Source organism: Roseateles sp. P2_H4, from assembly GCF_056403315.1.
The window spans coordinates 43,086-66,464 of record NZ_JBFUFR010000028.1; the positions used below are offsets into that span (position 1 = coordinate 43,086).

Genomic DNA, 23,379 nt, shown 5'->3' on the forward strand with positions numbered 1-23,379 from the left:
GGGCCGCTTCCATGTACGGACTGAGCTTCGAGTCGACCCGCCCTGTCGAGCGCCCGCATCCGGCCCGCGCCGACATCGCGCTGTTCGTGGGCTGGACGACGCGCCGCGCCGGCGTGGCGCTGCCGCGCACGGTGTCGGACTGGCTCAACGCCAGGGGCTTCAAGGACGCCGCCGTGCGCGAGACCCTGCTCGGCATGCCGGCGCCCATCGACACCTGGGACGCCTTCGACAGCCTGTTCGACTGGCATGCCCGCGCCGTGCAGGGCCGCAGCGAACTCGCCGACGACTGGCTGGGCCTGGCGGTGCGCGACTTCTTCGCCAACGGCGGGCGCAAGGCCTATGTGCTCTGCCTGGGTCTGCCTTGGCCGCTGGGCTCGACACCCGCCGTGACGCTGTTCGACGCGCTGGACGTCGCCATGCAGCAGGCCTGGACGCTGGAGGACGTCAGCTTCGTGCTGGCGCCCGACCTGCCCGAGCTGCACGCGAATCTGAACCAGCCTCCCATCCCCGGCGACCCAGGCGTGGCTGCCGTCGTGCCCGAAGTCTTTGTCGAATGCGGCACGCCCACCTTCGCCACGCCGCCGACCAACGGCGTGCGGCAACTTGCGGCGCCGCGGCTGTCCGACGCGGCCTTCGAACTCTGGAACAGCAATGTGCTGAGGCTGCGCAACACGCTCGCGCGACAGCGCCGCGACCTGATGCTGCTCGTCGCCGCGCCGCTGGCCGCCCGCGACACCCAGGCCGCGCGCCAGCTCAGCGCCGCCATCACGCTGCAGACCAGCATGGTGGAGTGCGCCACGCCCTGGCTGCTGCCACTGCGCGAGGTGCGCACACCCGAAGGCCTGATCCCGCCCGATGGCGCGCTGGCCGGCCTGATCGCCGCTTCGGTGCTGGCCAATGGCCCGGTACGGCCGGCGGCAGGCCAGGCGCCCATGGGCGTGCTGGCCGTCGTGCCCCAGCCGCGCGACGAGGAGCTGCGCTCGCCCCCGCGCGGCCAGTTCGCCGGCTATCTGTCCAACCTCGACAGCCGCCGCAGCGGCTGGCCGCTGTCCGAAACCTTCGCGCTGTTCGGTCCCACAGCCAACGGCATCCGCCTGCTCAGCGATCCGTCGTTGAGCGCCGTGCGTGAATGGCGCAGCGCCGGCGTCGTGCGCCTGCTGGGCCAGTTGCTGCGCACGGCCCGCATGGTCGGCGCGACGCTCGTCTTCGAGACCTCCGGCGAAGCGCTGTGGGCGCGGGTGCGCAGCCGTTTCGAGGACATGCTGGCCAGCTACTGGCAGGCCGGCGCCCTGCGCGGTAGCAGCGCGTCCGAAGCCTTCACGGTGCGCTGCGACCGCAGCGTGATGACGCAGAGCGACCTCGACGCCGGCCGCGTCATCGTGCTGGTGCAGTTCGCGCCGCAAGCCGCCATCGAGCACATCCGCATCGAGCTGGCTCTGGCCGAGGACGGCAGCGTCAACTGGCAGGACGCCGAACCCCTCGCCCACACCGCGGAGGCCGCATGAGCGCCGATGCACGGGGCGCCCCGATCGGCGTGTTCAATTTTCATGTGTCCTTCAGCCGCGACCCGGTAGACGGCAGCGGCGGCGACGACGCGACGCTCTGCCAGGGCGCCTTCAGCGAGCTGACCGGCCTCGAAGCCACCATGGAGCCGCGCAGCATCCGCGAAGGCGGCCGCAACTGGGGCAGCGTGCAGCGCCCCGGCGGCGTCAACTTCGCCACCGTCGTGCTCAAGCGCGGCATCACCCGCTCGCGCGACCTCTGGCAGTGGTTCGAGCTGCTGGGCCAGGGCGGCTATGTGAACCGCCTCAAGGCCGAGATCGAGATCCGCAGCACGACCGGCGAGCGCGTCATGGGTTGGACCCTGCGCCGCGCCATGCCCGTCAAGTTCAAGGCCGCCGACCTCAATGCGCGCGGCACCGACGTGGGCGTGGAAGAGCTGCACATCGTCCACGAAGGACTGGAGCACTCGACATCATGACTGCTCCCAATGTCGTGAAGGCCAAGATCGTCCTGCAAAGGAATGGGCAGGACATCGACACCGTCGAGGTGCACTTCAACCCGGTGTCGCTGCAGGTCGAGATCACCAACTCCACCAGCCCGCAGAGCGGCAGTGGCAGCACCACGCAGACGGCCACCCAGTCCAGCGCCAAGCTCGGCCTGGACCTGCTCTTCGACACCACCCACACCGGCGAAGACGTTCGCACCATCACGCGCCGCCTGCGCGCCGCCGTGCGCTCGCCGGATGCCACCGGCACCCAGAGCGCCGAGTCCAGCGCCGCCTTCACGCCGCCGACGCTGCGCTTCGAGTGGGGCACCTTCACCTTCACCGGCATCTCGGACAGCTACCGCGAGACGCTGGACTTCTTCTCACCCGAGGGCGTGCCGCTGCGCTCCAGCGTCGCCCTGGCCCTGAAGGAGCAGCCCAACGAGTTCAGCGCCCTGGAGCGCGACAACCCGGCCGCCGCCAACGCATCGCGCGCCCGCAGCAGCGCCTTCGAGGTGGCGGGCGGGCTGGGTGGCGCGGCCGGCATCGCGGGCCTGGGTGGCGACCTGCGCGCCGCCCGCGCCATCGCCAGCATGAATGGTGAGGCCAGCCTGCGCTTCTCGGCGGGCGCGACGCTTGCGGTGGGCGCCAAGGTCGAGCTCAAGGCCGCGGTGTCATTCGCCGGTGGTGCAGGTGTGGGCATCGGTGCCGGCGTGGGTGCAGGAATCGGCGCGGGTGCCGGCATTGGCCTCTCCGCCTCCGCACCGACGCTGCGTTTCGACGCCGGTCGCCTCGCCCCGCCACCAGCGGCCCAGCAACTCGCCACCGACGTCGGCGCCGGCTTCAGCATCGACGGCCGCGCCCTGCCCGCCGGTGCGGCCGGCCTGCGCGCCAACGTCGGCCAGGCCCCGCGCGCCTTGCGCTTCGACGACTGAAATGGAGCACCGACATGCCCGTCTTCATCGATGAAATCGTCGTCGACGTTCCGCCGCCGGAGAGCACCGCCGGCCAGCAGTCGCGCGACGCCCAGGGTGCGGCCAACGCCACGCCCACGCCGGCCTGGACGCCCGAATTCGCCCACATGCTGGACCAGCAACTCAGCGTCGCCCTCGAGCGCCGCGCGCGCCTGCTGGCCGACTAGGACAAACCGGTCATGCCTCCCGAAACCACCGAACGCCCCGTCTCCTCGCGCACCGCCTACAGCGCGCGGCCGACGCTGCGCGTGGACGGCCAGGCCCTGCCCGCGCTGGACGACCTCGTGCGCACCTTCGCCGTCACCGAGGCCGAGGGCGGCATGAGCAGCTTGTCTCTGGGCATGGGCAACTGGGGCATGGTGGACGGCAGCCTGGGCCTGGTCTTCGACGCCGGCAGCCCGATCAAGCTCGGCGCCCGTGTGCAGCTCTATGCCGGCGAGACCTCCGGCCCCACCGAGATCTTCGATGGCCAGATCCACGCCATCGAAGCCAGCGGCTCGGTCGGCGCGCCGCCGAGCCTGCTGGTGTTGGCCGAGGACAAGCTTTTCGCCGCCCGCATGAAGCGCCGCAGCAAGAGCCATGTGGATTCGAGCCTGGAAGACGTCGTGCGGGCCATTGCTGGCGACCACGGCCTCACCGTCGACGCCAGCGGCCTGCCCGGCGGCACTGGCCTGTGGGTGCAGCTGAACGAAAGCGACCTGTCCTTTTTGCGTCGCCTGCTGGGCCGTTGCGATTGCGAGATGCAGGTCGTCGGCAGCACGCTGCAGGTGCGCAGCAGCGCCGACATGGACCGCGGCACGCTGGACCTGACGCTCTACAGCCAGCTGCAGGAGGTGCGCGTCATCGCCGACCTGTCCAGCCAGGTCACCGAGGTCATGGCCCGCGGCTTCGACCCGGCCGCCGGCAACGGCTTCACCAAGACCAGCACCGGCGCTCAACCCGGGCCGGGAAGCGGCCGCACGGGCGCCTCGCTGTTGTCCGAGATCGGCATCGAGCGCAGTGAGAACCTCGGCGCCCTGCCCTGCCGCAACGACACCGAAGCCCAGGCCCTGGCCGACGCCGCCTTCGACCAGCGCGCCCGCCAGTTCGTGCGCCTGCACGGCCGCACCGAGGGCAATGCCGGCCTGCGCGTGGGCAGCCGCGTGAACCTGCACGGCGTCGGCCGGCGCTTCGACAACTGCTATGCCGTGGTGGAAGCGCGCCACCGCTTCGACCCCACCAGTGGCTATGTGACCGAGTTCGTCGCCCAGTCGGCCTTCATCGCCGACAACTGATATGGACCGCGCTCCCTTCAGTTTCGCCCCCGCCGGCAACCCGCCGGCCCTCGGCCCGGCCTGGCTGGGCGGCGGCGTCTTCATGGCCGACGTGACCGACATCAAGGATCCCGACAACCGTGGCCGCGTCAAGGTGCGCGTCCATGGCGTCGACGAGCAAAGCGGCGACGCCGAGATCTGGGCCATGCTGGTGGCTCCCTTCGCCGGCGACAACCGCGGCTCCTGGTGGGTGCCCGACGTCGGCGACCTCGTGGCCGTGGCCTTCGTGCAGGGCGACGCACGCATGCCCATCGTGCTGGGCGGCCTGTGGCATGGCGCCGCTTCGCCGCCCGAGAGCATGGACGGCGCTGGCAACAACTTCCTGAAGGTGCTGCGCTCGCGCAATGGCGTGAAGGTCACCCTCGACGACCAGGATGGCCAGGAAAAGCTCATCCTCGAAACCCCGGGCGGCCAGAAGCTGACGCTGAAGGACGGCCCCGGTTCCTGCGAGCTCGTCGACTCCAACGGCAACAGCATCAAGCTCGAGAGCAGCGGCATCACCGTCACCGCTTCGGCCACCGTCACCGTCAATGCGGCGACGGTCAAGGTCAGCGCCGGCATGGTCAACGTGGATGCCGGCATGTCCAAGTTCAGCGGCGTGGTCCAGTGCGACACGCTGATCACCAACGCCGTCGTGTCGTCGAGCTACACGCCCGGCGCCGGGAACATTTGGTGAGGCCGGCAATGGCAGCCGTCATGGACCCCCACCCCCATCACGCCGTCGCCGTGGGCGGGCCGTCGCGCCAGCGCCCGCATGCGCCGGCCGTCCTCGTCGACATCGAGGCCGGAGACTTCGTCGCTGCGCTCAGCGACGCGATCACCTCAACCACGTGGCCCCGCTTTGGCTGGCCGGCCTCGCTGTCCATCGCGCGGCTGCCAGACCAGGGCGCCCCGCGCGCGTTGTTCCAGCCCATCCACCGCCGCTTCAACCTGATCCTGTTCGACACCCACTGCGAAGTCTTCGGCTCGCCGCGCCTGGACCCGAAGAAGATCGAGTCCAGCGGCTTTGTCGTGCGCCGCTGGGCCGGGCCCGAGGACATCAACACCCAGGCCCTGGCCGACCCGCACAACTGGCAGGCCTGGCAGGCCGAGGGCTGGCGCAGCCTGCCCAGCGCCGCCGCCTTCGACGCCGATCCCGACCCGGCACGTCGCCCCACGCCGCGCACCGGCAACCCGGGCGTCGATGCCCGCCTGGCGGCCCTGCGCGCCGTGCATCCGGCCGAGGCCGTGAACCCGCTGCATGCGCTGATGCCCGAGGTCTGCAACGCCGCCCGGCGCAGCCTGCTCTATGGCCTCGTGCCCACCAGCGAGGCCCTGCGCAAGCCCAACAACGCCGCCGTGGATTACAGCGCCGTGCGCACGCCGGGCTCGCCCGCGCGCGACAGCTTCATGGCCCATCTGTCGCCCTATCTGTCCCGCGCCAGCATCCGCCCCCTGCCCGGCGCAGGCACCCGCTTCGACGCCACCTGGCTGAACGGCAGCGACCCGGTGGACGCGAGTGAGCCCGACAGCGGCGACAGCGCCGCCATGCGCGAGCAGTTCGCCGCCTTCATCCGCCAACTGGCCTTCGAGTTCGACATCAACGGCCGCGGCACCAGCCTGCTGCTGCTGCTCGACGAGCTGCTCATCGGTCGCAACATCACGACCTTCGGCGTCACGACCCGCGTCGCCATCGGCGGCGCGGCCTTCCTGCAGGCCTGCGTGCACGTCGCCACCGACGTTGACGCCGGCGGCGTCGACATCCCCGATGACTTCGGCCCCGTGCCCGACGGCTGGCTGGACCGCTTCACCAACGCCGCCCTGACCGTGCTCGAAGGCCGCGCCGCCGAAGCGCGCACGCTGGAGGGCCGCTTTGACGACGCCGAGGCGCTTTACGCCATCCGCGCCTTCGTGCGCGTGCGCGGCGAGCCTGGTTGCCCGACCCGGCTGGTCTGGAGCGACATGACGCCGCTCTACCGCGTGGCACCCTGGTTCGCCTCCACCGGCACGCCGCAGGCTCGCATCGCCCTGCCCGCCTTCGACCGTGCTTCGCTGGCTGCCATGAAGCCCAACGTCGCCTTCGACGTGCCGCCCGGCCTGGCCAATCTGCTGATGCGCAACAAGCCCGAGGACTTCATGAAGAAGCCCAAGGCCGGCAGCGAGATCGGCCTCGGTTGGCTGTGCTCCTTCTCGATTCCCATCATCACGATCTGCGCCTTCATCCTGCTCAATGTCGTGCTGTCCCTGCTCAACCTCGTGTTCTTCTGGTTGCCGCTGGTGAAGATCTGCCTGCCCGTGCCCAAGAAGAAATAGAGAACAGCCATGGCCCGCAAGCTCGCCCCCGAACTCTCCCGGCCCATCGGTTTCCCGCTGCTCGGCCGGCCCGACGCCGACGGTCGCTGGGCCTGGCCGGGCCTGGCCCGCAGCGTGGCCGACGGCCTGCGCTGCGTGCTCGCCACGCGGCCCGGCGAGCTGCTGATGCACCCTGACTTCGGTGCCGGCGTGCAGGACTTCCTGAACCAGCCCAACAACCTCACCGTGCGCGCCCGCCTGCACGAGCGCATCGGTGGCGCCATCACCCGCCTCGAGCCGCGCGCCCAGGTGGAACGCATCGACGTGGACGAAGACCCGGAAGACCCGCGCGTCGTCCACATCGCCGTGCACTACCGCTTGCGCCGCACCGGTGAGCCGCAGCGCATGGCGCTGGCCTTGACCTTGGGGAGCTGATCACGATGCCGCTGCCCATCCCTCTGCTGGACGACCGCCGCGCCGACGACCTCGTCGCCGACCTGCTGGCCCGCATCCCTGCGCACACGCCGGAGTGGACCGACCCGCGCGTGGGCGACCCCGGCCGCACGCTGATCGAGCTGTTCGCCTTCCTCGGCGACGCCCTGCTCTACCGCGCCAACCAGGTTCCGGAGCTGCAGCGCCGCGTCTTCCTGAACCTGTTGGGCATGGGCCTCAAGCCCGCCCGCATGGCCCGCGGCCTGGTCACGCTGCGCCTGCCCGATGAAGCCCGCGAGGCGCTGGACCTGCGCGAGCGCGCCACCATCAGCCGCCCGGTGCCCTTCGAAACGGCCCAGGAGATCAGCGTCGCGCCGGTCACCGGCGAGGTCTACCTCAAGCAGCGCGTCACGGCCGACGACCACCCCGAGCTGGCCGACACCCTGGCCCAGCTCGGCGCCCTCTACGGCGGCCGCACGCTGGACGCCTACCAGACCCAGCCGCTGTTCGCCGATGGCGCCGTGGACGCCGGTGTGGACATCATCGCCAACAGCGTCGACGGCTGCCTGTGGATCGCGCTGCTGGCGCCCAAGCCGGCGCGCGGCGAGTCGCTCACCACGCTGCGCCAGCGCTGCGCCCAGCAGCTGGCCCGCAACACGGCGGGTGCCGCGCGCCTGCTCAATATCGGCCTGATGCCGGCGCTGACCGTGCCCGACGACCAGGAACTCGTCGGCGAACGCGAGCGCATCGGCGTCAGCTGGGAGATCTCCGTCGGCGGTGCCCGCGCGACCGACTACCAGACCCTCGACCCCTCAGGCAACGACACCACCGACGGCCTGCGCCGCGCCGGCGTCGTGCGCGTGCTGATGCCCGGCCCCGAGTTGATCGGCGTCGGCGACTCGGCCCGCGGCATCGATGCCGTCTCCGGCGTGGACGAAGAGCCACCGCGCCTGGACGACCCCGACCGCGCCCAGCGCCTCGTCGCCTGGCTGCGCATGAAGCCTGCCGCCGGCGTGCAGCGCCTGCTGCTGAGCTGGGCCGGCCTGCACGCCGTGCAGATCGAACAGGGCGTGACCAGCCAGGGCCTCGTCGTCGCCCAGACTTCCGGCCGCCCCGGCGAAGTCATTGCCCTGCCGGTGCGCAATGTGCTGCCCGACAGCCTGCAGCTCGAGATCGCCGAACCTGGCATGCAGTACGCGGCCTGGACGCGCGTCGACGACCTGGCCCTGGTGTCTCACCGCGCCGAAGTGGCCCGCGATGCCCGCGCCTACGAGTTGGACGCCGAGTCCGGCCAGGTGCGCCTGGGCGATGGCATGCGCGGCCGTCTGCCGCCGGCGGGCTCGCGCGTGCGCATCGTGTCGGCCCGCTCCGGCGGCGGCCGTGCCGGCAATCTCGCAGCCGGCACGCTGAAGGACATCGTCGCCAACAGCATCAACGCCAGCGGCCTGCCCGGCGCCGTGATCAACACGCTGAAACTGTCGCAGCCGGTCGCCACCCAGGGCGGCGAGGACGCCGAGGACGTCGACGCCGCCCAGCAGCGCATCCCCGCCATGCTGCGCCACCGCGAGCGCGCCGTCACGGCCGACGACTACGCCAGCCTGGCCCGCGAGACGCCGGGCATGGACATAGCCCGCGTCGAGGTGCTGCCGCGCTTTGCACCGCGCACGCGGGCCTTCGGCATCCCCGGTGTCGTCGCCGTCATGGTGCTGCCGGGCACGACCAGCGGCGAGGTCGGCACCGCGCCCAACCCGCGCGCCGACCGGCCGCTGATCGAGGCCGTCCACGCCTGGCTGGAACCGCGCCGGCCGCTGGCGACCGAGCTCAACGTCATCGGCTGCGAGTACGTGCCGCTGTCCGTCTCCGTCGCCGTGGGCCTGCGCGACGGCGCGCCGCGCGAGGAGACGCTGGCGGCGGTGCGCGGGGTGATCCGGCGCCTGCTGTGGCCGCTCGCTCCCGGTGGCTTCGACGGCAATGGCTGGCCGCTGGGACGCGCCTTGGCCGATCGTGAGCTGGAAGTCGAAGCCGCCCGCGTGCCCGGCGTGGCGACGGTCGCCGGCGTCAACCTCTTCACCGGTGGCCCCGGCGCCTGGGCCCTCGCCGGCCGGGATGGCAACGGCCTGCAGCGGGTCGCCCTTGCGCCCTGGCAACTGCCCGAGTTGATGCAGGTGCTGGTGGAAGTGGGCAACGCGCCAGCCACCCGCGTTGGGCCGGATGCGGCCTCCGGCAGCGGCGCCAACGGCAGCAGCCGCGTCGCCGTGCCCGTCATCGTGGACCTCTGCTGAGATGAACAAGCCCCCACGCTCACTTCGCTCGCTGCCCCCCGAGGGGGCGCGTCAGTGCCTTCGGGCGGCCGGGCGGTACTGACATGGACGCCAACTCGCAACGCTTCTGGCTCTGGTCCCGTCCCGAGGACTGGGCGTTGGCCGAAGGCTGCGCCATCGCGCCGCGCGACGCCGAGCATGGCGGCGTGGAGCAAGTGCTGTCCCTGGCCTCGGAGCTGGGCGTGGCACCCATGATCGATGGCGTTTCGCGCGTCACCAGCGCCGAGACCGAGCTGGYCATGCTGCCGCTGCTGCGCGACCGCTTCGGCAGCTACGCCCGCTGGGACCCGCGGCCGACACCCGAGGGCCCGGGCGGCTCGCTGGTGGGCTTTGGCGCCTTCCCAGGCGAAGTGCCGCGCTACGCGACCTCGGCGCCCGGTGCGCCCACGGCGATGGCCCTCGATGCCGATGACCGCATCGTCTTCGCCTTCGTCGACCGCGTCGAACTCTTCGACCTGCGCGACCGCCACGAGCCGGTGCGCCTGGAGCTGCCGCCGCTGTTCACGCCCCAGGCCGTCGCCTGTGACGCCCAGGGCGGGCGCTGGCTGCTGGACCGCGGCAACCGGCGCCTCGCCGTGCTGGCCGGCACGCCTTTCCCCGAACGCGGCGACGTGGTGCGCGATGCCGGCACCTTCCGCCCTCAGCCCGAGAACGCCGACGACGCGCGCCTCGAGCTGCTGCCCGAGGCCCTGCTCGATGCCGCCCTGCGCCCCATCGCGCTGGCCGCCAGCCCGCAAGGCCGGCTCGCGGTCATCGCCTGGGGTCCGGATGGCGAGCTGAACCTGATCGTCATCGACGGCGAAGCGCGCAAGAGCGCCATCCTCGAGGGCGCTGCCTACGCCCACGCCATTGCCTGGCTGGACGAGGCCGACGTCGCCCTGCGCGTGTCCGACCTGGCCGAGGCCCTGGTCTATCCGGCGGACGCAGCGCCGCGGCAGAAGCCCCTGGGTCGCCGCTACCCCAGTGCCGACGCGGCGCCTGGCGGCTTTGTCGCCTCGCAGGACTGGCCGCCGCATCTGCCTCTGATGCGTCCGCAGGACGTGCCCGGGGCCGCGGAAAACGCGTCCTTCAGCCGCACCCTCGTGCCGCTGTCCTGGCGCGGCTTTGCTGCCAGCGGCATGGCCGAAGGCCACACGGTCGACACGCAATCCATCGACCTGGTCTGGCACCGCCTCTACGTCGAAGCCGTCATCCCGCCCGGCTGCGGCGTGCGGGTGGAGTTGCGCGCCTCGGACGAGAACGGTTTCAGCGGCGCCTGGTGGCCGCACTGGTTCGGCGACGCCAGCGCCTTGCAGGCCGACCTGCAAGCCGGCACACCGCGCGCCGCCTGGCTGGCCTGCCCGAGCGAACTGCCCCATCACGCCAGCCTGCTCGGCTGCGCGCCGCTGGCGAATCGCGTCGGCCTGTTCGGCGCCCTGGTGCAGCGCGCCGGCATGCAGCTGCGCGAACTGCGCGGCCGCCGCCTGCAACTGCGCCTGACCCTCTACGGCAACGGCCGCGCCACGCCGCAGGTGGCGGCCGTGCGGGTCTGGGGCGACCGCTTCTCCTATCTGCGCCGCTACCTGCCCGAGCTCTACCGGGACGACCCCGTCTTCGACCGGACTGCAAGCGGCGACGCGACGCGCCACGACTTCCTGGAGCGCTTCATCGGCCTGTTCGAAAGCGTGCTCACGCCGATGGAAGACCAGGTCGCCGACGCCCGCGTGCTGACGGCACCCGCGAGCGCGCCGCCCGATGCACTGGACTGGCTGGCCCGCTGGACCGGCGAGCGCTTCCCGTCCCGCCTGCCGACCGCGCAAAAGCGCGCCTGGCTGGCCAATGCGCCGCTGCTGCGCCGGCTGCGCGGAACGCGGGGTGGCCTGGCCCTGGCGCTGGACATCGCCACCGACGGCGCGGTGAGCCTGGGCCGCATCATCGTGCTGGAAGACTTCCGCCTGCGCCGCACGCTCGCCACGCTGCTGGGCATAGACCTGGAGCGCAGCGACGACCCGCTGCTGCCCGGCCTCGTCGTCTCCGGCAATTCCTTCGTCGGCGACACGCTGACGCTGGGCGACGCAGACGACGACCAGGCGCGCCGCGAGTTCCTGGCCCTGTTCGGCGAGGAGATTGACTCCGAGGCCGAGCGCGAGACCGTGGCCAGCGTCTACGAGCGCACCGCCCATCGCGCCACCATCCTCGTTCACGAGGGGCTGGACGAAGACCTGATCGCCATGGTGCGCAACCTCGCCGAAGAGATCGCACCGGCCCATGTCCTCGTCAAGGTGATGGCCGCCCGCGAGCCCTTCATGGTCGGCATCGCGGCCCTGGTCGGTGTGGACAGCTATCTGCGCGCGCCGGTGCCGCTGGAAGTGGCGCGCATCAACCGCAGCGGCGTTGGCCGCGGCGACCGTATCACCGGCGGCGGCGCGCTGGACTGGCGGCTGGACGACAGCAGCGGCCTCGTCGCCTTCGACGGCGCACCCAAGGCCCATCTGGACGCCGTCGCCATCGCCAGCCCCGGCGGCAATCTGCTGCTCGACGGCCGCCGCTCCGAACCCCCGCCCGACGGCGTGATCGCGCGCTGGCGCTTCACGCGACTTCCCGATCCCGAGTAGACCTACCAAGGAGTGCCACCATGGCCAAGTTCGAAATCAATGTCCCCTTCGAAACCGACCAGCCGACCGTCGTCGTCGAGGTCGACCCGCGCAGCCCGCTGGCCCGCGGTCGGCACAAGTTCCAGCTCGAGGTCATCGACGACTCCGGCAATGTGTCCCTGCCCGACACCGTCGACGTCATCGTCGCCGACCGCGAGCGCCCCACCGCCGTGCTGGCCGGCCCGCAGATCGCCGACCTCGGCAAGAACTTCGAGCTCAACGGCTCCAAGTCCTTCGACATCGGAGGCGTCATCAAGAGCTACCGCTACACCTATCTCGGCCCCGTGCGGTGAGCGACGCCATGGCCGTGCTGCCTGTCGGCAAGACGCTGGAGCAGGAGAAGCCGGTGCTGCTGGTCGAGAACAAGCTCGCGGCCGGCAAGCACCGCTTCAGCCTCGTCGTCGTCAACGAAAGCGGCGTGGAGAGCGAGGCGGTGTCGCTGGATGTCAGCGTGACTGCCGGTCGGGTCCTGCCCGTCCGCCCCGTGACGCCCATTGATATAGGACTGATCCGATGAACGCCCTCGATGAAGTCGATGCCCTTGAAGCCGCCGATCGCCTGGACCGGCCGGATCGTCCCTTCTACGACACCGGCGTGCTGCTGGGCAGCGACGACTTCCGCGACGAGCAGACCTACCACCGCTCGCGCCTGGCCCGCGCGCTGGCCTACCTGGCCGGCGCCGGCACGCTGATCGGCCTGCGCGCCGAAGCGGTCGCCAACGCGGCCGGCACCGAGCATGAGCTCAAGGTCGGCCCGGGTCTCGCCATCGATCGCCTGGGCCGCCTCATCGAAGTGCCCCGCGCCTGGTGCGTGCGGCTGGAGCCCTGGTTCGTCGCGCAATCCGCCGACGCGCTGCGCGCCGCCCATGGCGCCCAGGGCGTGGTGGCCGACCTGTTCCTGCGCTTCACGCCGCAAGCCCGCGGCCGCACGCCCAGCTTCGCCCAGGGCGCCTTCGACGCGACCGACGCGCTGGTGCCCAACCGCGTGCGCGACGCCTTCCGCTTCGAGCTGATCCTGAGGCCCGACGCCAAGGACGCACCGGCCACCGACTTCCTGCCTCGCTCGCGCTTCCAGGCCGTGCGGGCGCTGGCCCCGGCCGCCCGGCCCGACGCGCTGCGCGACGCCCTGCTAGACGGCTGGAACGACGCCACCAATGCGCACGCCCGCGACCTGGCCCGCCCCGACGGTGAGGCCCTGCCGCCGCTGCCCGAACACGGCGCAGCGGCCGATGGCTCGGACTCGCTGGCCGACCCGACCGCGCTTTTCATCGCACGGCTGCTGATCCCGACCGTCGAAGCGCCGGCCGCCGTGCCCGCAGGTACGCGCCCCACGCCGGTCTTCCCGGCGCTGGACGCCGCCCACATCGACAACACCAGCCGCCGTTTCGCCTATCCCGCCGATGCGCTGGCGGCCGTCTTCGGTATTTGAAATGAAGCAGCCCCTCGCCCATCCTCTCTTCGCTGAACGCGAGCGAGTCCGGTCGGTCCCCCGAGGGGACGGCGATGCATGCGACTTCAAGCCGCATGCACATCGCCCGACGCGGGCCGGCTCGGGAGCGGCCCAGCGCTCGGCCCGCAAAACATCGGGGCCTTGCGTCGCGGTGGGCAACTGATCGGAGATTCAAATGGCCATCCAGAAAGCCCCTCAGGTCTCATTCGGCGCCGCCAGCGGCACGCAGCGCACCGTCGTCAGCGTGGACACCGCCCGCGCGCTGCGCGAGGCCAATCTGATGGTGGAAGAGTCGCACCGGGTGCGGCCGCGCTGGTTCGACGGCAAATTCCTCTCCGCGCGTGACCTGACCCGCGAGCAGTCCTACTTCCTGGCCCGCCAGGCCGGCTTCGCACGGGCTCTCGGCGCGGGCGTGGTCGAGGGCCTGGAAGTGTCCCAGGGCAGCGTCGCCACCGAGCTGCAGGTCAGTCCCGGCTTCGGCTACACGACGGCGGGCGAACTGGTCGCCCTGACCGGGCCGGTGCGCGTGTCCCTGGCCCAGCTCTTCCAGCTGCAGACGCTGGCCCAGCAGCTCAGCGGCAGGAAGAAGCTGCTCACGCCGCCGCTGCGCAACCGCACCGGCATCTTCGTGCTGGGCCTGCGCGCGCTGGAGTTCAGCGCCAACCCGGTCTCCAGCTACCCCACCGGCCTGGATGCCGAACGCACCGTCGAACCGGGCGACATCGTCGAGGCCAGCGCGTTGACGCTGCACTATGTGGCGGACGCGCCCGGCGACCGTGTCGAGGCCTTGCGCGGCGAGCTGGCGCGCGAGGTCTTCGTGCAGCAGGCCGGCCCCAGCCTGCCGGCCGAGACCTTGGCCCTGGGCCTGGTGGCGCTGACCGGCGACACCGTGCGCTGGATCGACGTCCACCTGGCGCGCCGCACGGCCGGCCAATCGCATGCCGACGTGCTGGGCTTCGGCTTCGCACCACGCCTGCTGCGCGAGGCCCATCTGGCCCAGTACCAGGCGCAGCTCGACGATGTCATGAAGCGGCCGCTGGGCGCCCGGCCCAGCGCGGCCCAGTTCTTCTCCGCCCTGCCTGCCGCCGGCCCGCTGCCCGCCGCGGCCGTCAACACGGCGGACTTCAGCCAGAGCTGGCTGCCCGCCGGCATCGACGCCGAGCTGACGCTGGTGCCGCAGGACGAGATCGCCATGCTGGTGGAGGAGTCGCTGACGCTGCCGCCCATCGACCTGCAACTCGCCGCCGAAGCGCAGACCTCCACTTTCGTCAGCATCCTCGTCCCCGTGCCCCGCGAAGCCCTGGCCGCGCAGGCTCGCCTGCTGCGCCAGCGGCTCACACGTGCCCTCGTCGTGCCGGCCACGCGCCTGTCCGTCAAGCGCTCGCCGGCCGAATCGCTGCGCCTGCTCGAGAACACGCGGCTGGTGAAGACGGGCCTGTTCCCGCCGCCGGCCATCACCGACCCGGTCGACACGGCCTGGGCCAGCCTCGTCAATGCGCAGACCACGCTTTGGTATGCGCGGCGGCGCAATGTGGCGCCGCGGCCCGAGGTGGAGGGCGTGGCCGTCGCCGTCATCAACGAAGGTCCCAACCCCGACAACATCATCCGCGAGCGCTTCAAGGCCTTGGGTGAAACGGAACGCGTCGAGAAGCTGCTGGCCCGCTCCGACTCCCTTGCGCGGGCCGAGGCGGTGAAGCTGCTGTCGGCCGCCAAATTCTCCGAACCGCTGCTGGCGCATGCCGCGCTGGCCCAGTTGGAAGCGCACAAGACCCTGGACGAGGCCGCCGTGGCCGATGTCGCCACGGCCTTGAACACACCCGGCGTGGCCAATGGACTGGCCAGACTGGCCGCGCAGCGCCCCGACCTGCTCAAAGACAAGGAAGCCCTGCACAAGCTCGCCGGCAGCGAGCAACTGCTCGACATGGGCCGCACGCTGGCCCGCAGCAGTGGCCAGGAGGCCGAGCGCCTGTCGGCCGATATCAAGGTGCCAGCGCGCGGCAAGGCCAACCTCGACAAGGTGCTGGCGGCGCGTTTCACGCCTGCCAAGCCGCGTTGAACCGGAGCTAATCACCATGGCCAGCGATCGCAGCACCCCCGCCCTGGACGGCTCGCGCATCGTCGCGCTGAACGTCACGCCGCCGGCCGGCACCGCGCGGAGTCAGCGCCTGGCGCTGGGCAGCGGCGAAGTGGCCGTGGCCGTGCAGCCGCGCCTGTCCAGCCGCACCGCAGCCGATGGCGAGCGGCGCATGAACGCCTTCGCCGGCCGCGCGCTGACGGCGCCGCTGCTGGAAGCCGAGCAGAACCAGCGCGCCCGCCGCATCGCCCTGCTCAACCGCGCGCTGAGTGCCGGCGTGGTCGAGGGCCTGGCCCTGGCCTTCGATGACGACGCCATCGCGGCGATTGACACCGCGGCCGCACCGCCGCCTGCTGCTGGCCTGGAGCTGGCCACCGCGCGCCGCATCACCATCGAGCCCGGCATGGCCCTGAGCGCCGGCGGCGAGGAGGTCATCGCTCCTGCTGCCTTCTCCTTCGACCTGCTGGACCTGCCCGTTGTCGCGCCACGCTGGCTGCTGTCCGACGCCGACCCGGCACCCGCCATGCCGGCGGACGCCGACGGCAGCGTGCTCTTCGCCCGCGCCACCGGCCGCAGCCTGCGCACGCTGCTGACCCTGGGCCGGCCCCTGCCCCGGGTCGGCATCGTCGTGCTGGAACCCATAGAGCACCGCGTCGTGCAGGGGGCCGACCCCTTCGACCAATGCGAACGCGACCTCGATGCCGAGGCCTTCGAGGACCAGGTGCGCCAGGACGCCGCCCGCCCTGTCTTCTACGTCTGGCCCGACGAATGGCTGCCCCTGCCCGCGCCGGGCAATACCTGGCGCAATGCGCTGGCCCATGCCGTCTTCGCCCGCGAAGCCCAGCTCGGCAACAGCCAGAGCATGCCCTGGCATGCCAGCGGCGTGCCACTGGCCCTGGTGGCCGTCAACACCGTCTGGCAGCCGCTGTTCGCCGACCGCGCCGCCGTCGCGCGCCTGGGTGGCCGGCCGCGCGCCGAGGCCAATGCCCATCTCGGCGCCGGCACGCGCTTCCTCTGGCAGGCTCGCATCGACCAGTTCACCGAACACCTCACCGAGGCCGCCGCCGCAGGTGCCGACACCGTGGCCCTGGGCGACCAGATGCTGACACTGCCGCCGGCGGGCCTGCTGCCGCGCGACGCCGTCAACGCGCGCGCGGCGCGCCAGGTCTTCTTCCCGTCGACGCTGGACGTGGCCGCCTTGCCTGTGCCCCTCGAGCAACTGGACCTGGTGCTGGAAGCCGCCGCCGGCCTCGCCCCCATCGACCTGGCCGTGCGCGACAGCCTCTGCGTCTACGTGCCCGTACCGCAGACCGTCTTCGACCCCAAGCTGCTGCTGACCGAAGTGGCCGACGCCGATCACAAGATCGCCGATGCCATCGAGCGCCATGTCGACGACCGCGCCGACTGGCTGCGCCGCCGCCAGCGCCAGCGCCTGCAACGCGAGACGCTGACGATGGCCGCCGAAGGCCCCGACAACACCGACACCGTGCCCGATCCGCAGGACGATCCCTTGCGCCTCGAGGAGGAACGCCTGGCACCGCTGCAGCCCGCGCCGGCCGGCCTGCTGCACCGCTCGGCGAATGTGCGCGGCCAGCACCAGCATTTCCTGGATCACGCCACCGAGACCCTGGCCGTGCAAAAGGGCGACGTGCTGTTCGCCTGGGTGCAGCTGGACCGCGAGTTCCCGCCGCGCACGCTGATGCTGCAATGGCAGATCGCCGGCAGCTGGGAGCACCGCGCCTATTGGGGCGAGAACCTGATCGGCTGGGGCCAGGACGGCACGCCTTCGCGCCTGCAGCAGTCCACCGACACACCGCCTGTCGTGCCGACGCCGGGTCGCTGGCACCGGCTGGAGATCCCTGCCGCCGCGCTGGCGCTGGAGGACAGCGCCGTCGGCGGCGTGGCCTTCACCCTCTACGACGGCCAGGCCCTGTTCGGCCCTGTCGGCGTGCTGCGCAACGGCGCCGAGGCCGTCTGGCTCGACCAGAAGACGCTGGACTCCGGCACGCTGCGCGGCGAAGGCGAGTCCTGGGACTTCGTCGCCGCCGGGGATGCCGACACGGCCTTCGAGAGCGCCTACGACACCGACGCCAACGCCAACGGCGCACGCGAGTCCACCGAGCTGGCCGCCCTGCTGGCCGACCCGCTGATCGCCGGCCGCAAACTCGCGCCCATCACCGGCGACGACAGCAAGCTCAACCCCACCGAGGCCGACGCGGCCAAGCGCGGCTTCCAGACGCTGGCGGCGCTGATCCAGGCCAATGGCCTGCGCCAGACGGTGGACGACCTGTCCAGCCGCATCGACGAGGCGGACGATGCCGTCAACCTGGGCTATCTGCGCGTGCAGACCGACATGTACCGGCTGCGCCAGACGGTGCTCAAGCAATCGCAGGCCAGCCGCTTCGCCGTTTCGCCCGCGCTGACGCAGATCGCCGACCTCGACAACGCCAGCGCCACGCGCGAGCAGCTTTCCGACTTCTATGGCACGGTCAAGAGCGAGGCCCAGCTGACGCGCCCCGACGGCGCGACCAAGCCACCGACCTTCCCCATCCGCACGCGTACCGGCGGTGCCGTGCCGGGGCGGGCCGTCGGCAGGGCCGCCGCCGCGGCGGTGGAAAGGACGGCGCTGAACGTCAGCAGCAATGTGGGCATAGGCGCCAGCGTCGGCGGCTTCATGGCGCCTGCACCGGCGCCCATCCGCAACATCGGCACCATAGGCGCGCCGATTTCAAACTTCGGACCGATCGCGGGCCTGACGCCGGTGGCGTCGGGTGTCGGGAGCGTCATCAACGCCGGCAACCTGGGCAGCGTCATCGGCAGCCAGTTCAACCTCGACCCGCGCATCAACCTGGGCGGCCTGATACCGCTGGCCCCCGTGCCCGCGGCGCCGCCGCCCAGCACCAAGGTCACCGACGCCTCAGCGCTGACCGGCAAGGCCGAGATCCGCACCACCTCCATCGCCTCGCGGCTGGAGYGGCCGCGCGCCATCGAGGCCAAGGACTTCACCGTCGCCACGCGGCTCGAAGTCATCAGCAAGCTCGCGGCGCTGGGCTTGGACCTGGATGAACTGGAGGTGCCGGGCATCGCCGAGAAGCAGACCATCGCCGGTGTGCTCAAGGAGTTCGACCCCGGCGGCCAACCCTTGCGCGCCGCGCCGATCAAGCTCAGCGCCCTCAGGCTGCGCTTTGCCGACATCAGCTTCGACCCCGACCCCGAGGACAAGGCCCGCGACGAATCGGCCTACTTCCTCGGCGGCGTGGACCTGTCGGACCACACCATCGCCGTGCTGCGCGCCGCTGAGGGCATCGTGCGCAAATACCGCGACGCGCTGGCGCGCTGCCAGAAATCGCTGGCGGCCATCGACGCCAGCCTCGGCGGCCTCGCCTCGCGCCTGGCTCTGGTGGAGCGCGAGCTGGCCGAGTCGCGCCAGGACGTGGCCACCGCCCGCGCCCTGCTCGCCGAGGACCAGCAGCGCGCCGCCGCGCTGAACGCCACGCGCGACGCCATCATTGCCGAGCACGTGAAATTCCTCGCCTTCGCGCGGGCCCGCATCGGCAGCCGCACGGTGGCCCTGCCGTCGCGCCTGCTCGATTCGGCCCTGGAGCCCGACGCCGTGCCCGCCTGCCTGGCCGAGCACGACGACCCACCCGGCGACGTGGCCGCCATGATCGGCATCGTGCGCCAGGCCCCGGTCGACTGGTTCCCGGCCCTGCGCGCCCACCTGAGCCTGCTCGACACTCATTTCGTCGCCGACCGCGTGCTCACGGCCCTGCCGCTGACGGCCAGCGCCATCACCGCCACCAACGTCAGCGCCCTGACCCTGCTCAACGGCCTGGCCGGCGGCGCCAGCCAGCAGATCGCCTTCAACGCCGTGCGCGCCCAGGCCGAGAGCGTCAACCTGGCCCGCAGCGAAGCCCTGCCCTTCGCCGCCGTTGCCCTGTCTTCGGCCAGTCTCGGCCTGGTCGGCAAGATCGACCTCATCGCCCGGAGCGCATCGCTGGCCGACCTGGCGGCCGCCAATGCCGAACGCAATCTGCTGAACCGGCGCATGACCGAGGAGATCGCCCGCATCGCCCAGGTCGCGACCTGCCTGCATGCGCGCCTGTCGACGGTGCGCGCCGGCATCCGCCTCGACTGGGCCGAGCGCTTCAGCCAGTTCGACAGCGTGGGCGACCTGGGCGATCTGTCGACGCTGCCCCACTTCGGCGAGCTGGAGCGCGACGACCGCGAGGACATCCGCGACCTGGCGTCCTGGCTGCGCCGCCGTGTCGACGCGAACCAGCCGCGCGCCGTGGCGCTGATGGCGGCCCTGGTGCGCGTCTGCCTGCTGGCCGCCAGCCACAGCCCGGCGGGCCAGCTGCTGACCGGCCGGCTGGTGCGGCCGATTCCCATCCATCCCGGCGTGCGCTTCGAAGTGCAGCCTTCCCTGCCCGACCGTCTGCGTGTCGGCATGAAGGTGCAGCTGATGGACCCGGTGCTCAGTGCCTCCCTCGGCGTCAACCGCATCGCGGCGCACGCCGTGGTGGCCGACATCGTCGGCGGTATCGCGCATGTCAGCGTGACCCAGACCGTGCAGGCCGGCTTCACGCCGAGCGCGCGGTCCACCGTGAACTTCCTGCTGGGCTGATCGACCATGGCAACCGCCGAAGTCACCGTCCAACGCCTGCGGCTGAGGTCGCGGTTGGCGGTGCCCGGCCTGATGACCAAGGTGGAGGACGCGCTGCGCGTGTCGACCAAGCCGCCCGCGCTGTTGAATCGTCTCGTGCTGGTGCGCCGGCTGCGCCTGCGTACGGCCGCGGGCGCCAGTGCGCAGGCGCTCGCCGCGCAACTCGAGCGGGCCTGGCGGCAACTCGCGGCGCAGGCCTGTCCCATCGAGCAGGCGAGCGACACGGCAGAGGCGGTCTGGGCAACCAGCCTGGCGGTGGCGCGCCAGGCCTTGCTGCGGCGCTGGCTGCGGGGAGAGCCGACCGCGGCCTGGTTCTGGCAGCGGCTGCTTCCGCCCCAAGTGGACACGGCATGGCCGCAGCGGGCCGTGGCACTGATGCTGGCCACCGAAAAAGATATGCCGTCGACGGGTTCTGCCGTCGATCTGCGAAAGCAGGCTTTGCAGGCACGCCTGCTGCTCGAGTTGATCGCGGAACACCGGATGGCGGCGCAGTTCATCGCGGCCATCACCGACGTGCAGGTGCAGGCGGTGCTGAACTTGATCGAGAAGGCGCCGAGCGGAACGCCGGCATGGCGCCATCGGCGACTTCACGCCGCGGCGCGTGCACCTCTGGCGGCGTCACCCGCGCCCAGTGCCGAGACACCGCGCTCCCGTTTGTTCGAGGTGATGACGGGGATGCCCGTCGTCGCTGAAAACCCGGTCATCGAGTGCAGTCCCGCGCATCCAGCCGCGCTTTTGTCTGAGCGCGAACCGACGAAAATCCACACACCGAATCTGGACGGGCCGGCCGTGGCGGCGCCCCATTTCCGAGCGGCCATCGCCACAACGCCGCCTGCGACTCGGGCTGTCACGGCCTCGCAATCCCAGACCGTCCTCGACCCCGGCCTTGCCAGCCCCTGGTCCGGCCTGTGGCTGATGCTGCCCCTGTTGCTGCGCCACGGCCTGGACGATGCCGACGACCCGCTGGCCGCCTGGGCCGGCGCGATGCGAGCGGCGTGCCGGCGCTTTCGCATCCCCGACGACGACCTCATCCACACCGCTGTGGCAGGCCTGGACTTGCCGGCAGCGGAGAGCCCGTACTGGCTGCGCACCGCCCGCCTCGCCGCCGTCCACGACGCTGGCCTGCCGCTGCTGCGCATCGCCCGCCGCCACGGCGCGGCCTGGGTGTCGCCCGAGCGCATCGACATCGAGTTCCCGCCCACGGCGCTGGACCTGCGCATCCGCCGCGCCGGCTTCGACATCAACCCCGGCTTCGTTCCCTGGCTGGGCCGCATCGTGCACTTCCATTACCCGTCATGAACCCCGCCGACTTGCCGCCCCAACTGACGATGCGCCCGCGCGACTTCGGCCTGGCGGCGCTGGGTGCCTTGCTCATTCATCCGAGCGAACCGACTGCTGCACCCGAGGAGCGTTTTTTGCGCGAGGCGCTGGCCGCCGCGGGCGGCGACAACTGGCGCAAGCACGCGCTGGCCAGCCTGGACAGAGACGCAGCCCTGGCTCGCGCTCGCGACGCCTTTGGTCTGAGCGCCATCGAGACTCTGGTGCTGGCACTGGTCGCCGCCGTGGAAGACGACCCGCTCGCCTGCCGCGTCATCGCCTGGATGCAGGCGCCCCAGGCCAGCCCGCGGCCCGCGCTGGCCCTGCTCGCCCGCGCCTTCGCGCCGCTGCACGAAAGCTTTTCCGACACAGACCCGCAACGCAGCGAGACCACGACCCTGCACGCCTTGGCCTATGGCCGCGCGATGCGCCACGGCCTGCTGCAAAGCGAGGAACCGAACGCCTCACGCCCGCTGTGCGAAACCGCGCTGCGCGTGCCCGCCCCCATCGCCGCCGCGCTGGCCGGCGTGGCTTGCGACTGGCCCGGTGCGCCGACGCCCGCGCTTTGGCCCGTCGCCGCCGTTCCCCTGCTCGACACGGCGCTGGCCGACTGGTCCCGCGACCTGGCCGCCATGCCGCGCTCCGGCCTCGTCATCCGCAGCGCCGCGCCGCACGAGGCGCGTGGCCTGGCCGCCGCACTCGTGCGCCGCCTCGGCGCCGAGCCGGCCTGGTTTGCCAATGCAGACGCCCTGCCGCCCGGCGCCGAAGCCTGGCTGGTGCTGACCGGCCGCGTGCCCGTCTTCGAGATCGACAGCGCGCCCGGCACCGTGACCTCGCTGCCAGCCCTCGCCGTGTACGACGGCCCGGCCCTGGTCGTCACCGGCCTGGACGGCGGCGTGCGCCGCGATGGCCCCATGGCCGACTGGCGCGTGCCGCTGCCCGATGCAGCGACGCGCAACGCGCTGTGGCAAGCCGCGTTGACCGACGACGCCCTGGCCATTCAAGCCGCCGGCCGCTACCGCGCCGGCTATGCCCAGATCAGCGACCACGCCCGCCTGGCCCGCCTGCTCGGCGCCGGCCAGGCGACGAGCGAGAGCCTGCACCGCGCCGCGCTGATGACGCCCTCGGGCCGCGCTCTCGACGCGCTGGCCCAGCCGCTGAGCGAGGCCGTGCCCGATGCCGCCCTGGTGACCAACCCACAGCTGCGCGCGGAGCTGGAGCGCATCGCCCAGCGCTGCATGCAGCGCGAGACCCTGCACGCCGGCCTGGGCGCTGCGGCCCGCACGCGCGCCTGCGACGGCGTGCGCATGCTGTTCACCGGCGGCTCCGGCACCGGCAAATCCCTGGCCGGCCAATGGCTGGCGCATCGCCTGGGCCTGCCGGTCTACCGCGTCGACCTGGCGGCCATGCTGAGCAAGTGGATAGGCGACACCGAGAAGAACCTCGCCGAGCTGCTGGCCCGCGCCGAGCATGCCGACGCCATCCTGCTCTTCGACGAGGCCGACACGCTGTTCGGCAAGCGCACCGAAGTGGCCAGCGCCAACGACCGCTTCGCCAATGCCCAGACCAACTACCTGCTGCAGCGCATCGAGACCCACAGCGGCATCGTCGTGCTGACGAGCAACAGCCGCGCCCGCTTCGACCCGGCCTTTGCGCGGCGGCTGGACTTCATCGTCGATTTCGTCACGCCCGACGCCATGGCGCGGCGCAGCCTCTGGCAGGCCCATCTCGGCGAGGCCAGCGATTGCAGCGCCGCCGACCTGAACCGGCTGGCGGCCCTGGGCGACTTCGCCGGCGGCCATGTCCGCAATGCCGTGCTGGCAGCCGCCGCCCAGGCCCGTGCCCGCGGCGCACGCATCGACTACGCCGACATCGCCGACGGCCTGCGCGCCGAGTACCGCAAGCTGGGGCGCAGCGCGCCTGCGGACCTGTAGCGATCGAT

17 protein-coding genes are annotated in these 23,379 nt (G+C 71.9%); all 17 read left to right on the forward strand.

Going from position 1 to position 23,379, the window contains the following annotated elements:
* Window positions 1-11 precede the first annotated feature (11 nt).
* The 17 genes from AC1DW3_RS20465 (at window position 12) to AC1DW3_RS20545 (ending at window position 23,371) form a co-directional block, all read left to right on the forward strand.
* On the forward strand, window positions 12-1,505 hold the full coding sequence (locus tag AC1DW3_RS20465) for a hypothetical protein (RefSeq protein ID WP_477934312.1): 1,494 nt from the start codon (window positions 12-14) through the stop codon (window positions 1,503-1,505).
* On the forward strand, window positions 1,502-1,981 hold the full coding sequence (locus AC1DW3_RS20470; RefSeq protein ID WP_056197047.1) for a phage tail protein: 480 nt from the start codon (window positions 1,502-1,504) through the stop codon (window positions 1,979-1,981). Before AC1DW3_RS20465 ends, AC1DW3_RS20470 begins: the two co-directional genes overlap by 4 nt.
* Window positions 1,978-2,922, forward strand: coding sequence for a CIS tube protein (locus AC1DW3_RS20475; RefSeq protein WP_477934315.1), 945 nt, complete (start codon window positions 1,978-1,980; stop codon window positions 2,920-2,922). The genes AC1DW3_RS20470 and AC1DW3_RS20475 overlap by 4 nt, the downstream gene beginning before the upstream one ends.
* A 14-nt stretch (window positions 2,923-2,936) precedes the next feature.
* Window positions 2,937-3,128: a hypothetical protein gene (locus tag AC1DW3_RS20480; protein WP_457322840.1), complete on the forward strand. Its 192-nt coding sequence runs from the start codon at window positions 2,937-2,939 to the stop codon at window positions 3,126-3,128.
* 12 nt (window positions 3,129-3,140) lie between these two features.
* On the forward strand, window positions 3,141-4,235 hold the full coding sequence (locus tag AC1DW3_RS20485) for a phage late control D family protein (protein WP_477934317.1): 1,095 nt from the start codon (window positions 3,141-3,143) through the stop codon (window positions 4,233-4,235).
* A 1-nt stretch (window position 4,236) separates the two neighbouring features.
* Window positions 4,237-4,950: a phage baseplate assembly protein V gene (locus tag AC1DW3_RS20490; RefSeq protein ID WP_477934319.1), complete on the forward strand. Its 714-nt coding sequence runs from the start codon at window positions 4,237-4,239 to the stop codon at window positions 4,948-4,950.
* A gap of 20 nt (window positions 4,951-4,970) precedes the next feature.
* Window positions 4,971-6,566 (forward strand): hypothetical protein, encoded by a 1,596-nt coding sequence (locus tag AC1DW3_RS20495; protein WP_477934321.1) that lies wholly within the window; start codon window positions 4,971-4,973, stop codon window positions 6,564-6,566.
* A gap of 9 nt (window positions 6,567-6,575) precedes the next feature.
* Complete coding sequence (locus tag AC1DW3_RS20500; protein ID WP_477934323.1) at window positions 6,576-6,980, forward strand: GPW/gp25 family protein; 405 nt, start codon at window positions 6,576-6,578, stop codon at window positions 6,978-6,980.
* A 5-nt stretch (window positions 6,981-6,985) separates the two neighbouring features.
* On the forward strand, window positions 6,986-9,259 hold the full coding sequence (locus AC1DW3_RS20505) for a putative baseplate assembly protein (RefSeq protein ID WP_477934325.1): 2,274 nt from the start codon (window positions 6,986-6,988) through the stop codon (window positions 9,257-9,259).
* Between the two features lie 83 nt (window positions 9,260-9,342).
* Window positions 9,343-11,892, forward strand: a complete 2,550-nt coding sequence (locus tag AC1DW3_RS20510) for a phage tail protein (protein WP_477934327.1) — start codon at window positions 9,343-9,345, stop codon at window positions 11,890-11,892.
* A gap of 20 nt (window positions 11,893-11,912) precedes the next feature.
* Window positions 11,913-12,224, forward strand: a complete 312-nt coding sequence (locus AC1DW3_RS20515; protein WP_477934329.1) for a hypothetical protein — start codon at window positions 11,913-11,915, stop codon at window positions 12,222-12,224.
* Between the two features lie 8 nt (window positions 12,225-12,232).
* Complete coding sequence (locus AC1DW3_RS20520; RefSeq protein WP_477934331.1) at window positions 12,233-12,448, forward strand: hypothetical protein; 216 nt, start codon at window positions 12,233-12,235, stop codon at window positions 12,446-12,448.
* Window positions 12,445-13,359 (forward strand): hypothetical protein, encoded by a 915-nt coding sequence (locus tag AC1DW3_RS20525; protein WP_477934333.1) that lies wholly within the window; start codon window positions 12,445-12,447, stop codon window positions 13,357-13,359. The genes AC1DW3_RS20520 and AC1DW3_RS20525 overlap by 4 nt, the downstream gene beginning before the upstream one ends.
* A 196-nt stretch (window positions 13,360-13,555) precedes the next feature.
* Window positions 13,556-15,436, forward strand: coding sequence for a hypothetical protein (locus AC1DW3_RS20530; RefSeq protein ID WP_477934335.1), 1,881 nt, complete (start codon window positions 13,556-13,558; stop codon window positions 15,434-15,436).
* A 16-nt stretch (window positions 15,437-15,452) separates the two neighbouring features.
* Window positions 15,453-20,081, forward strand: a complete 4,629-nt coding sequence (locus AC1DW3_RS20535; RefSeq protein ID WP_477934337.1) for a hypothetical protein — start codon at window positions 15,453-15,455, stop codon at window positions 20,079-20,081.
* Window positions 20,082-20,087: 6 nt separating this feature from the next.
* Complete coding sequence (locus AC1DW3_RS20540; RefSeq protein WP_477934339.1) at window positions 20,088-21,419, forward strand: hypothetical protein; 1,332 nt, start codon at window positions 20,088-20,090, stop codon at window positions 21,417-21,419.
* Window positions 21,416-23,371, forward strand: a complete 1,956-nt coding sequence (locus AC1DW3_RS20545) for an ATP-binding protein (RefSeq protein WP_477934340.1) — start codon at window positions 21,416-21,418, stop codon at window positions 23,369-23,371. The genes AC1DW3_RS20540 and AC1DW3_RS20545 overlap by 4 nt, the downstream gene beginning before the upstream one ends.
* The last annotated feature ends 8 nt before the right edge of the window (window positions 23,372-23,379 follow it).

Coding starts and splice junctions, on each gene's coding strand:
- AC1DW3_RS20470 (WP_056197047.1), top strand. CDS start 1,502: ATGAGCGCCGATGCACGGGGCGCCCCGATCGGCGTGTTCAATTTTCAT.
- AC1DW3_RS20505 (WP_477934325.1), top strand. CDS start 6,986: ATGCCGCTGCCCATCCCTCTGCTGGACGACCGCCGCGCCGACGACCTC.
- AC1DW3_RS20500 (WP_477934323.1), top strand. CDS start 6,576: ATGGCCCGCAAGCTCGCCCCCGAACTCTCCCGGCCCATCGGTTTCCCG.
- AC1DW3_RS20545 (WP_477934340.1), top strand. CDS start 21,416: ATGAACCCCGCCGACTTGCCGCCCCAACTGACGATGCGCCCGCGCGAC.
- AC1DW3_RS20515 (WP_477934329.1), top strand. CDS start 11,913: ATGGCCAAGTTCGAAATCAATGTCCCCTTCGAAACCGACCAGCCGACC.
- AC1DW3_RS20475 (WP_477934315.1), top strand. CDS start 1,978: ATGACTGCTCCCAATGTCGTGAAGGCCAAGATCGTCCTGCAAAGGAAT.
- AC1DW3_RS20490 (WP_477934319.1), top strand. CDS start 4,237: ATGGACCGCGCTCCCTTCAGTTTCGCCCCCGCCGGCAACCCGCCGGCC.
- AC1DW3_RS20480 (WP_457322840.1), top strand. CDS start 2,937: ATGCCCGTCTTCATCGATGAAATCGTCGTCGACGTTCCGCCGCCGGAG.
- AC1DW3_RS20465 (WP_477934312.1), top strand. CDS start 12: ATGTACGGACTGAGCTTCGAGTCGACCCGCCCTGTCGAGCGCCCGCAT.
- AC1DW3_RS20495 (WP_477934321.1), top strand. CDS start 4,971: ATGGACCCCCACCCCCATCACGCCGTCGCCGTGGGCGGGCCGTCGCGC.
- AC1DW3_RS20540 (WP_477934339.1), top strand. CDS start 20,088: ATGGCAACCGCCGAAGTCACCGTCCAACGCCTGCGGCTGAGGTCGCGG.
- AC1DW3_RS20525 (WP_477934333.1), top strand. CDS start 12,445: ATGAACGCCCTCGATGAAGTCGATGCCCTTGAAGCCGCCGATCGCCTG.
- AC1DW3_RS20530 (WP_477934335.1), top strand. CDS start 13,556: ATGGCCATCCAGAAAGCCCCTCAGGTCTCATTCGGCGCCGCCAGCGGC.
- AC1DW3_RS20520 (WP_477934331.1), top strand. CDS start 12,233: ATGGCCGTGCTGCCTGTCGGCAAGACGCTGGAGCAGGAGAAGCCGGTG.
- AC1DW3_RS20485 (WP_477934317.1), top strand. CDS start 3,141: ATGCCTCCCGAAACCACCGAACGCCCCGTCTCCTCGCGCACCGCCTAC.